The following is an 11,301-nucleotide window of genomic DNA, read 5'->3' on the forward strand; positions in this document are numbered from 1 at the left end:
TTGCCCTTGTCCAGGCATCTCTTTCTGGCCACATATCAGCGTTGCCTGGCCAGCCCCTGACCTGCAGCATCTTCGCCAACCACCAGATGATACAGATGGCGATTTCCCTCATGCCAATCAACTCCCCAAAGCTCACCGCTACCATCGACCGCCAAGTGATAACGGTAATCACCGCCAAGATAAATACTGACTCTGGCTGGCGAAATGGAGTCAAGCAGCAAGGTATGAACCTCGCTTCCACAGGATGACAATACGAATTTGCGGGTTTGGGGAATGATTAAGTCACTGATCAACTTGGCATCAGCAGGGGTGGCAATATGGACCTTGACAAGTAAAAGATAACATCTTGTTTTTATGCTGAAATAACTAAGGCGAAATAGCTAAAACGAACTATTTATAACAAGGGCCTGACGCTACCCGCCATGTGTCCAAACACAAAAATGTTGACCAATAAGCTTAGTTCAAACCCGTATCAGCTTGTCGCCAGCTCAGCTTCTTCTTTCGATGATTTGAGCTCAATTTGTTCCAACGGCAAAAGTAAGATCATTGAGGTCCCAATACCATTGATGCCAGACGAAATCCGCACACTTCCTCCCAACACTTCAGTAGTCAGGTGATGCACGATATGCAAACCTAACCCTGTGCCACCGCTACTACGTTTAGTGGTATAAAAGGGATCAAATACCCGTTGATGATCCTGTTCTTTAATCCCGATACCATTGTCCACGACACAGACTTCGACCTGGTTTTGCAGCTTACGGGCACAGATATGTACCTCTCCCCGATCTGCCTCTTCAAAGGCATGGATCAACGCATTGTGTACCAGATTCTGGATCACCTGCCCCAAGGGACCGGGATAACTGAGCATATGGATATCGGAAGGAATATCTGTGATTAGCTTATGATGATAATGTTTCCACTGGCCATGATTCAGCGCCAGAATATCTGCGATCAATTCGTGGAGCCAGAAGGCTTGTCTATCAGCATTAGCTCTATCGGCCGCGACCTGGCGGAATTGTTGGATAAGCAAGGCTGAACGTTTGAGATTGCGCTCGGCCAACGTCAATCCTTCCTCTTGGTATTCAATAAACTCCTCCAATTGCGAACGTTTGATATTACCGTTGTGATAGTCTCGCTTGAGCTCATCCACTCTGTCATTCAGGGCTGTGACACACAACATGGCGGCCCCAATCGGCGTGTTAAGCTCATGAGCAACTCCCGCCACCATCAAACCCAGGGATGATAATTTCTCAGTACGGATCAGTTCTTGCTGTGACGCCCTCAGCTGAGCCAATGTCATTGCCAATGCCGCATTGCTCTGTTGCAATTCATGAGCCTTGGCCGCCAGGCTTAAATTGGATCGCGCCAGAAAAGCCCCCAATAACGTCATACATAAGAGCACCGCAGCCCCCACTCCAGAGTAGAGTTGTTTCAACCTGGCCTGGATAAATAGCGGCTGCTCATCATGGGACAGGGTATACAGCACTGGTACCTGACTGTTGCCATTCAGTTTGGGGCCGACACGAGAAAAGGTCCACATTCCGGAGTCATCGATAAACTGCCCCTGTTGCTCCTGTTGCATTCGCCGCCAAACCTCTGGATGAACCACGGCAAGTCTCTGCTCCGGGTCGTCGAACATAAAGCCCCACTCCCTGTGGCCATCAGTTGACAGCAGCCAATAACCTTCAGCATCCAACAACATGGTCTTGCCAGACTGGCGTAGTCGCTCGAGTAAACCACTGCCATCCAAATTCAATAGCGCCAGTCCTAGTTCCCCGCCATCGGCATTCATCACCTTGGTCGCCACCCGTAAAGTGGGCCGATAGGGTTTCTCTATCTCACCGCCTTCGATATTGAGATCAAAAGGAGAATAATAAACTGCCCCAGGAGCCAGGCGGTTGGCTTCAATCACGTAATAGCGTGACGATTTATCCTGCAATGCCTCAGAGGCGACGACCCGCCTTAAGTTATCCGTATGATCCACCCTGACCCGCTCAACTCCTGAAGTGCCTATCCAGCGCACTTGCATATAGCTGGGATAGGCCGTGCTAAAATCAACAAACAGGCGTTGCAACAAGCTCAGCTGTTCATTCTCATCAAGCTGTGGGTCGGCCAATACCGATGCGGTCATCTGTGCCAGTAAATTCACATCCTGTTTTACCCGAGCCAAGCGCGCATCGAGCACCAGGGTGTCTCTGTCAACCAATTCTTGTTGGGCATAGCGCAACTGATCTATCTGCCATTGGGATGCATAGTGATACATCATCCAACTTCCCAGCGGTACCAGCAGCCACCAAGGTAAAAGATAACTCATCCATGTCAGCCACTTAATGCGCTTTTGCTTCCCGGTTGAGGCTTCCTCTGAACTCAACAGGGCCATCACAGGCTGTTGGGGCAATTCTATCGACATAAGTAAGCTCCCATTCAGCGTTTGTTGAGCCACACCAGCAACTCATCCAATGGCATGGCCTTACCATACAACCAACCCTGACCTATGTGACAACCATTATCCCTGAGCCAGTTGGCCTGACTCTGAGTTTCTACGCCCTCGGCAACTACAGAGATGTTCAGCCGCCGCCCCAACTCAATGATCATCGATGCCAGAAAACGACTGCGCTCATCCTCATCCAATCTGGAAACAAAGGTCATATCTATCTTCAAGTGATCGGCCGGTAACTGCAGCAGGTATTCGAGCGATGAAAGCCCGGTACCGAAATCGTCTATCGCGACTGTACCTCCCGAAGTACGGTGTCGCTGGAGAATATTAGCTACCTGTTGGAACGATTGCATCATGGCGGTTTCGGTGACTTCCAAACACAGCCGACTCGGCTCCACCCCGGCCAAACGACATTGCTGTTTAAGCCTGTCGAGTACATCCGGCTTATCCAACTGGCGAGCCGAATAATTGAGGCTGATCAGAATATCAGCAAATCCTGCCTGATCCAGCGCATGCACCGCCTGACAGGACAAGGCAACGACTATGTCACCAATGCCATGAATATAAGACGATTGCTCTGCCAACGGAATAAAGGTGCCCGGTGGCACCATGCCGTCTTCCGTCTGCCAACGCAGCAAGGCCTCAACTCCCACAACATCACCGCTGTTCAGATCTATTTGGGGTTGATAATGCAGTACGAATTCCTGGCGTTGAATCGCGGTATGCAGCTGTTGCATCAGCTTGAATCTGTGTGCCGCCTGATGTTCAAATTCGGGATCAAACGCTTGTATGCTGCCGGGGCCTCGAGACTTGGCATTTCTGAGCCCGGTACCTGCAGTACGCAGTAAATCGGTGGGATCCTGACCATCGATTGCCAGGGAAACTTCCGTCATACAGGCGGTGAGAATATGACGGCTACTATCCATTTCAAAAGGCGCACTGAACACCCGCTGCGCCCTGTCGATATTCACCTGCTCCTTATGGCCAACAACGGCAAATAGGTCGGAATGCAGCCGCCCGATGACAGCTGGGCGCGGAAAAAACGCCTCCAACCTTTGAGCAACCGCCTGCAACACCTGATTACCGAACGCAGAACCAAACAGATTATTGAGACCGGAAAAATTATCGAGATCCAATAACAACAAGTTGTACGCATCGACGCCGGACATCGCCTGTAACCTGGAGAGCTCCCGCAGCAAGGCACTACGATTGGGAATGCCGAGTAACTCGTCCTGATAGGCTATCTTATCGAGTCGGCTTATCAGGGCAACATTGCCAAAACCTTTGGAAACATTGGCGGCAAACACCTTGAGCAGCTCCATTTCGGTGTCATCTAAGTTGCGGCCTGTGGCCACATAGATGGCAAACTCGGCCAATGCTGCCGATTTTGGGAAAAACAGCACTTGGCTTTCATCGGTACTGACAAAATGTTTTTCCCTGAGCGCCTGCTCTACCATGGATTGAATGTTAGGATCCGGCAACTCCCTGAGGGAGCGATTAATATACTGACGAAAACGACCACTGCAGGCTATGGTGACAGGTTCGAAGACTTCTCTGCCGGTACTATCCAAAGCATTAGGCCCCCGATTAACACAAACCAGCCCTTCATCTGCGACATTGATAAGATTGGCAATTTCACTCAAAGTCACCGAGGCAATCTGCGCCAGTGTTCGCAGTCCAAGCAAACGGTTGCTGGACTCGACAATAAGCTGTAAACCGCGGCGGGCAGAGGAAATGGTCTTGAGCTGATGATAATTACGCACAGCACCCGTAAGTATGTTGCGAATGCCGCGGCTGGCGAGATCCGATTTGAGCACATAATCAGACAAGTCATAATCTTGCATCACGGACTCGGCCGGTGCCATTCCAGGCTGACCGGTCAAGAGTACGAAGCGGGTTTCAGATATTCCCAGCAGATCCCGCACCGCCTTGACGAGCCTGAGGCCGGCATCTTCGGTTTCCATTACCACATCGACCAGCACTACGGCAAAGTCGGCGTCTTTCCCCAATAAACTGGATGCCTCGGCCATGCTATAGGCTTGTATGAGTTCGAGGGGACGCCCCATCAGGGTCATTTTATTGATGGCAAAACTCAAGGAGTTCTGGAATTTGACATCATCATCCACCGCCAGAATACGCCACTTGTTGTCGCGCTGATGGGCTTCTTCCGGTAATGTTTCGGACGAAAACAGAAAGTCATCGATCATAGTTACTAATCCCTCAGTCACTTTGCCCGCATCATTGTCTGGACAAAACCTGCAGGAGACCGTTTCCCCTGCCCGGTACTCAGTACTGTTTATCCTGGGCTGTATCCACCCACAGCTAACAACGGACAGCCATTGGTTAGCTGTAACTACTGCGGCAACTTAACCCGGCATCAAGTACTTTCATTACAGTACGCTATGTCTGATTTAAAGTGTAATCCACTTTTGGCTTAGTGCCGGTTAACTGCCAGAATAACAGTGTAAATTTTTTACCAAGCCTTTATTGCCACGGTTAAATGCCCCAACGGCCGACAAAACACCGGCAATGCTGGCCGGATTGAAACGATAAAAAGTAACACTTTGAGCCATTTATCATTTTTTTAGCCGATCCGCTTTGTTATCCTGCCCTGGTATCGGTACTTGCCGAGCCCTTGAATCCATCAGGGTGGCAATCGCCTTAAGATCCATATTCGATGTAAATAATCCACAGGGAAGTCATATGATCCGTTCATTCGCCAAGGAAGACATGTATCCGCTATTGGAAATCTGGTTGACCGCCTCCATAGACGCACACGATTTTATCGCCGAAGATTTTTGGCAGTCCCAACTGGATAATATGCGCCGAGTCTATATTCCTGCAGCTGAGAACTATGTCTACCAGCATGGCGCCGAAGTACTGGGGTTTTATTCTCTCTACGAGAACAGCCTGGCGGCTTTGTTTGTCAAACCTGCTATGCAGGGATTAGGAATTGGCAGTCGCTTACTCGAGCACGCCAGACAGCAAAGAGAACAACTTACCTTAAGTGTTTATTGCGACAACCAGGCCAGTGTCGATTTTTACCAACGCAAGGGGGCTGTGATTATTGGCGAACAAACCTGCGCCAACACAGGCCACAGAGAATATAGCATGCAGCTGATAGGCCTATGACACTGAAAGTGGCTCAGAAAACGCTGTTGCCGACAAAAGTTAGCGCCCTGAAGAGAAGGAACACCTGTTATGAGTGAGCAGCGAGGCAGAGTATTGATCTTGGTTGACGTGCAAAACGTCTACTACACCACCAGGCAAGCGCTCGGGCGCAATCTTGACTATAACCGGCTCTGGTCCAGAGTCACCCAGAACCGGCAGTTGGTTAAAGCCTTCGCCTACGCCATAGACAGGGGCGATAAGAAGCAACGGGAATTTCAAAATATCCTGCGGGCCATCGGCTTTGAGGTGAAACTCAAACCCTTTATCCAACGCGCCGATGGCTCAGCCAAAGGCGACTGGGATGTGGGAATTACCATAGATGCGCTGGAATATGCCGATGCAGCGGACACCATAGTGCTGCTGTCCGGTGACGGCGATTTTGCCCTGTTGGCCGAAAAGCTAGGTCAAAAAGGCAAGCGGGTTGAGGTTTACGCCGTTCCCGAATTAACTTCGCTGGCTCTGATCAATGCTGCCAGCGAATTCTTCCCCATAGAGGGAGAGTTATTGCTTGGTCAGTGAGCAGACCTCAAGCCTAGTTGAGAGTGCCTGGCTAAGAGTGGTGAAAGACGCTACCCATATGTTGCCTTTCGAAGCGCCCGAGCACCTGGCCGAGCTTATCAAGAAAAGTTTGCAGTCCTAGCCTCGGCATTTTCCCTAAATCATAAAAAAGCGGCCACCTTTCAGGCTGCCGCTTTTCGTCTTATTCCCATTCTGCCTTACGACTTTGGCCAGTGCGTTATTCGGGCTTTATCATCTCAAAATGGCTGTAGGCCCTGGCAGTGGCTATCCTGCCCCTGGGAGTACGCTGGATAAAACCTTGCTGGATAAGAAATGGCTCCAGCACATCCTCTATGGTTTCCCGCTCTTCGCCTATGGCCGCCGCCAGGTTGTCGAGCCCCACTGGCCCCCCCATAAACTTGTCGATGATCGCCAGCAGCAACTTGCGGTCCATGTAATCGAAGCCTTCGCCGTCCACATCCAGCATATCCAGCGCTTGCTCGGCCACCGACTTGGTGATCCGGCCATCGTGTTTCACCTCGGCAAAATCACGCACCCGTCTGAGCAGGCGGTTGGCGATCCGCGGGGTTCCGCGGGCACGGCGGGCGATTTCCCTAGCGCCGTCAGAGTCCATCTGCAGTTCCAACATCTTGGCAGAGCGGGCAACTATCGTGCTGAGGTCATCGACATTGTAAAACTCAAGTCGCAGCGGGATCCCGAAACGAGCCCTTAACGGCGAAGTGAGCGCACCGGCGCGGGTGGTGGCGCCCACCAGGGTAAATGGCGGCAAGTCCAGTTTGATGGAGCGGGCCGCCGGGCCCTCGCCTATCATGATATCCAGCTGATAGTCTTCCATCGCCGGATAGAGAATTTCTTCCACCACAGGGCTGAGACGGTGAATTTCATCGATAAACAGGACATCGCCCGGTTCGAGATTGGTCAGCAATGCCGCCAGATCGCCGGCTTTTTCCAGCACTGGCCCAGAGGTGGACTTGATATTCACCCCCATCTCATTGGCCACTATCATTGCCAAGGTAGTCTTGCCAAGCCCCGGCGGGCCGTAGATCAACATGTGATCCAAGGCTTCCTGGCGGTTTTTGGCGGCTTGAATAAACACCTTGAGCTGAGCGCGTGCCTCATTTTGACCTGTATACTCGTCCAGCAACTTGGGACGCATCGCCCGATCGATAAGCTCCTCCTGAGGAGAGCCTTGGGGTTGGATCAGTCTGTCGGCCTCTATCATGCCTTTACCTTCATTCCTCAGTTATCCGCTCCATGTTACAGCATGGATTTGAGTGCGGCCTTGATCAGGGTTTCAGAATCTATGCCTTCAACAAAGGCGCTGGAAACCGCTTTGCTGGCCTGGGCGGGTTTATAGCCCAAAGAGAGCAAGGCTGCAATGGCATCTTCTTCGGCGCTGTTGGGCGCTTCTACCGGGGTAAAGTTGGACTTGAGTACAAACTCACGCTCATTGCCGCTGGAGGCTTCCATCAGGCTCTTGAGCTTGTCGCGCATCTCAACCAATAAACGCTCGGCGGTCTTCTTGCCCACCCCAGGCAGCTTGACCAAGGTGGCGATATCGTCGCGCTCGACACAGCTGACAAATTCCTGCGCCGTCAGTCCCGACAGTATGGTCAGCGCCAACTTGGGGCCGACACCATTGGCCTTGATAAGTAATCTGAACAGGGCTCTTTCCTGCTTGGTAATGAAGCCATACAGCAGCTGAGCATCTTCACGCACCACAAAGTGGGTATAGAGAGTGGCGCTCTGTTGCAGTTCCGGCAGCTCATAAAAGCTGGTCAGCGGCATCTGCAGTTCATAGCCCACGCCATGCACATCCAACAACACTTCCGGAGCTTGCTTTTCCAGCAATATCCCCTGTAAACGCCCTATCATCTGTATCTTCCATAGCTGCGAGCCGTTGCCCGGCCGCCGAGGGCAACCAGACTCTGGCAAGTATGATAATGACACACGGCCACGGCGAGCGCATCTGCCGCATCCGCCTGCGGGGCGGCCGGCAGTTTGAGCAGCTGCTGGATCATGTGTTGTACCTGGGTTTTCTGGGCCCTGCCCGTCCCGACCACGGCGCTTTTGATCTGGGTTGCCGTGTATTCAGCCACCGGCAAATTCGCCGCAGTGGCGGCCACTATGGCCGCACCTCTGGCCTGGCCCAATTTCAGCGCCGAATCGGCATTTTTGGCCAGAAACACTTTCTCAATGGCAAACTGCTCCGGCTGATATTGGCGGATAATCTCCGACAGGCCGTCGAATATCTGTTTGAGACGGGAGGGAAGGTCCTCGCAGCTGGTGCGAATGCAACCGCTGCCGAGGTAAATCTGGTGTCTTCCCTGACACTGGATCACGCCGTAGCCAGTGATCCGCGAGCCAGGGTCAACACCCAAAATAATCGCCATAGTCCGCCTTATCAGCCGAGGCGTTCCATCACATCATCGGCAATTTCCGCGTTGTGATAAACTTCCTGAACGTCGTCGTGATCTTCCAGTGTGTCGATAAGACGCAGGAACTTGGCGGCGGTATCTTCATCCAGATCGGCCTTGGTCGATGGCACCATGGTCACTTCAGCATTCACCGCTTCAACCCCAATGGCATCCAGCGCATCTTTTACCGCACCGAAATCGGCAGGTGCAGTGTATACATCCACAGAGCCGTCATCATTGCTGACCACATCCTCGGCGCCGGCTTCCAGCGCGGCTTCCATGATGGCATCCTCATCAACGCCCTCTTCGTAGCTGATAACGCCCTGCTTGGTGAACAGATACGCCACTGAGCCGTCTGTCCCCAGGTTGCCACCGGACTTATTGAAGGCATTACGTACGCCGGTCACAGTGCGGTTGCGGTTGTCTGTCATGCACTCGACCATAACGGCGGTGCCGCCTGGGCCATAACCTTCATAAACTACGGTTTCCAGCGCCTGGCCGTCGAGCTCACCAGCACCGCGCTTAACCGCACGATCGACTGTGTCACGGGTCATGTTGTTGGACAGCGCTTTGTCGATAGCGGCACGTAAACGGGGGTTAGAGTCCGGATCTGAGCCACCTTCGCGGGCTGATACTGTCAGCTCGCGGATAAGTTTGGTGAACAGTTTACCGCGCTTGGCATCCTGAGCGGCCTTGCGGTGTTTGATGTTGGCCCATTTACTATGACCTGCCATAGGTATATCTCCTCTCAATACCGGTTTAAATTCAAACCGGTAAAAAAACAGACCGAGGCTTATGCCCCGGTTTGATTCACACTTTTATGACTTCAAGCTCAGTCCTTCAGACTTCAGCTTTGTCGGCCGCCTTTTCAGCAACCTTGATACCCAATTCCACCAGTTGTTGTGGATTGGCCTCACCCGGTGCATTCGTCAGCGGGCAGGCTGCGGTAGTGGTTTTCGGGAACGCCATCACGTCACGAATCGAGCTGGCGCCTGTCATCAGCATTACCAGACGGTCGAGACCGAAGGCCAAACCTGCGTGCGGTGGTGTGCCGTAGCGCAGCGCTTCCAGCAGGAAGCCGAATTTTTCTTTGGCTTCTTCATCTGTGATCCCGAGAATACGGAATACTGTGGCCTGCATCTCCTGATTATGGATACGTACAGAGCCGCCACCGAGTTCGGTACCGTTGAGTACCATATCATAAGCGTCGGATACCGTCTCGGCCGGGTTGGCTTCCAGCTCGGCCGGAGTCACGCCCCGCGGCGCGGTAAACGGATGGTGCACTGCGTACAAACGGCCGTCGGCCTTCTCGAACATAGGGAAGTCCACCACCCACAGCGGCGCCCACTCACCCTGGAGCAGGTTGAAATCTTCACCCAGCTTCAGACGCAGCGCGCCCATGGCTTCGGCAACCACGTTGGCCTTGTCGGCACCAAACAGAATGATATCGCCGCTTTGCGCGCCGGTGCGTTCCAGCAGCGCCTTGACGATATCTTCATTGAGGAACTTGAGCACAGGTGACTGAATGCCTTCCATGCCGGCAGCCAGGTCGTTGACCTTCATCCAGGCCAGACCGCGGGCGCCATAGATACCGACATACTTGGTGTAGTCGTCTATCTGCTTACGGGACAGCTCAGCGCCGCCCGGCACCCGGATAACCGCCACTCGGCCTTCAACATCGTTGGCCGGGCCGTTGAATACCGCAAACTCAACATCCTTGACCAAATCAGCCACGTCCACCAGTTCCAGTGGGTTACGCAGATCCGGCTTGTCGGAACCGAAACGGCGCATGGCTTCGGCATAGGTCATGGTCGGGAATTCACCCAGGTCCACGTTGAGCAATTCGAGGAACAGACCGCGCACCATCTCCTCGGTCTTTTGCATCACCTGCTCAGAGCTCATGAAAGAGGTTTCGATATCAATCTGGGTAAATTCAGGCTGACGGTCGGCGCGCAAGTCTTCATCGCGGAAGCACTTGACGATTTGGTAGTAACGGTCGAAACCTGACATCATCAACAGCTGTTTGAACAGCTGAGGCGACTGAGGCAAGGCGAAAAACTGCCCCTTGTAAGTGCGGCTTGGCACCAGATAGTCACGGGCGCCTTCCGGCGTGGCCTTGGTCAGAATGGGGGTTTCGATATCCAAAAAACCATTGCTGTCCATAAAACGACGCACGGCACTGGTGACCTTGGCACGGAAAATCAGTCGCTGGGCCATTTCCGGACGACGCAGATCCAGATAGCGATACTTAAGACGCTGCTCTTCGCTGTTGTTCTGGAAGTTATCCATACTCAGCGGCAGAGGGTCAGCGGCGTTGATTATGGTCAGTTCCTTACCCAGCACCTCGATTTCGCCGGTACGCATATGAGCGTTGACCTGGCTGTCGGGACGGGCTCTGACCACACCTTTCACCTGGACACAGAATTCGCTGCGCAGTGTGCTGGCGACATCGAAAACCTCAGGCAAGTCCGGGTCATATACTACCTGGATCAATCCTTCACGATCCCGGAGATCCAAAAACACCACACCACCCAAGTCGCGGCTACGGTTTACCCAACCCACCAGGGTCACTTCTTGTCCAACGTGGGACTTGTTTACGTCCCCACAATAATGACTGCGCATCTGCTTTATATCCTTTATTCCGGCCTGCTGAGCTCTGGAACGATTCAACACGATAAGAGCGGCATTATAGAGAAAATCTGCCGCTTACCAAAGTACTTCACTTTCAGACGGTGAAGTATCAAACAGTTTGCTCCC

General features: G+C 52.7%; 10 protein-coding genes. 2 read left to right on the forward strand and 8 right to left on the reverse strand.

From position 1 onward, the window contains the following. Positions 1-35 precede the first annotated feature (35 nt). The 3 genes from CBE72_RS12105 to CBE72_RS12115 form a co-directional block, all read right to left on the reverse strand. Positions 36-221, reverse strand: a complete 186-nt coding sequence (locus CBE72_RS12105) for a GNAT family protein (RefSeq protein WP_100143730.1) — start codon at positions 219-221, stop codon at positions 36-38. 251 nt (positions 222-472) lie between these two features. After that, on the reverse strand, positions 473-2,410 hold the full coding sequence (locus CBE72_RS12110) for a sensor histidine kinase (RefSeq protein WP_100143731.1): 1,938 nt from the start codon (positions 2,408-2,410) through the stop codon (positions 473-475). Between the two features lie 14 nt (positions 2,411-2,424). Then, a complete protein-coding gene (locus CBE72_RS12115) occupies positions 2,425-4,644 on the reverse strand; it encodes a GGDEF/EAL domain-containing response regulator (protein WP_100143732.1) in 2,220 nt (739 codons plus the stop codon). A 496-nt stretch (positions 4,645-5,140) separates the two neighbouring features. Here CBE72_RS12115 and CBE72_RS12120 point away from each other — a divergent pair, with 496 nt between their 5' ends. Then, entirely contained in the window at positions 5,141-5,569 is a 429-nt protein-coding gene (locus CBE72_RS12120) for a GNAT family N-acetyltransferase (RefSeq protein WP_100143733.1), read from the forward strand. 69 nt (positions 5,570-5,638) lie between these two features. Next, entirely contained in the window at positions 5,639-6,127 is a 489-nt protein-coding gene (locus CBE72_RS12125) for a LabA-like NYN domain-containing protein (RefSeq protein WP_100143734.1), read from the forward strand. A gap of 217 nt (positions 6,128-6,344) precedes the next feature. Here CBE72_RS12125 and ruvB read toward each other — a convergent pair whose 3' ends face one another. From ruvB to aspS, 5 genes are all read right to left on the reverse strand, one after another. Next, complete coding sequence (ruvB, locus tag CBE72_RS12130; RefSeq protein ID WP_100143735.1) at positions 6,345-7,349, reverse strand: Holliday junction branch migration DNA helicase RuvB; 1,005 nt, start codon at positions 7,347-7,349, stop codon at positions 6,345-6,347. Positions 7,350-7,384: 35 nt separating this feature from the next. Continuing rightward, positions 7,385-8,002 carry a Holliday junction branch migration protein RuvA gene (gene ruvA, locus CBE72_RS12135; RefSeq protein WP_100143736.1) on the reverse strand — a complete coding sequence of 206 codons (618 nt, stop codon included), beginning with the start codon at positions 8,000-8,002 and terminating at the stop codon, positions 7,385-7,387. After that, the gene (gene ruvC, locus CBE72_RS12140) at positions 7,999-8,520 is read right to left on the reverse strand and encodes a crossover junction endodeoxyribonuclease RuvC (protein ID WP_100143737.1); all 522 of its coding nucleotides are present in this window, start codon (positions 8,518-8,520) and stop codon (positions 7,999-8,001) included. Before ruvC ends, ruvA begins: the two co-directional genes overlap by 4 nt. 11 nt (positions 8,521-8,531) lie before the next feature. Continuing rightward, positions 8,532-9,278, reverse strand: a complete 747-nt coding sequence (locus CBE72_RS12145; protein ID WP_039032909.1) for a YebC/PmpR family DNA-binding transcriptional regulator — start codon at positions 9,276-9,278, stop codon at positions 8,532-8,534. A gap of 106 nt (positions 9,279-9,384) precedes the next feature. After that, positions 9,385-11,166, reverse strand: coding sequence for an aspartate--tRNA ligase (aspS, locus tag CBE72_RS12150; protein WP_100143738.1), 1,782 nt, complete (start codon positions 11,164-11,166; stop codon positions 9,385-9,387). Positions 11,167-11,301: the final 135 nt, after the last annotated feature.

Source organism: Shewanella carassii (assembly GCF_002777975.1).
Classification (GTDB): domain Bacteria; phylum Pseudomonadota; class Gammaproteobacteria; order Enterobacterales; family Shewanellaceae; genus Shewanella; species Shewanella carassii.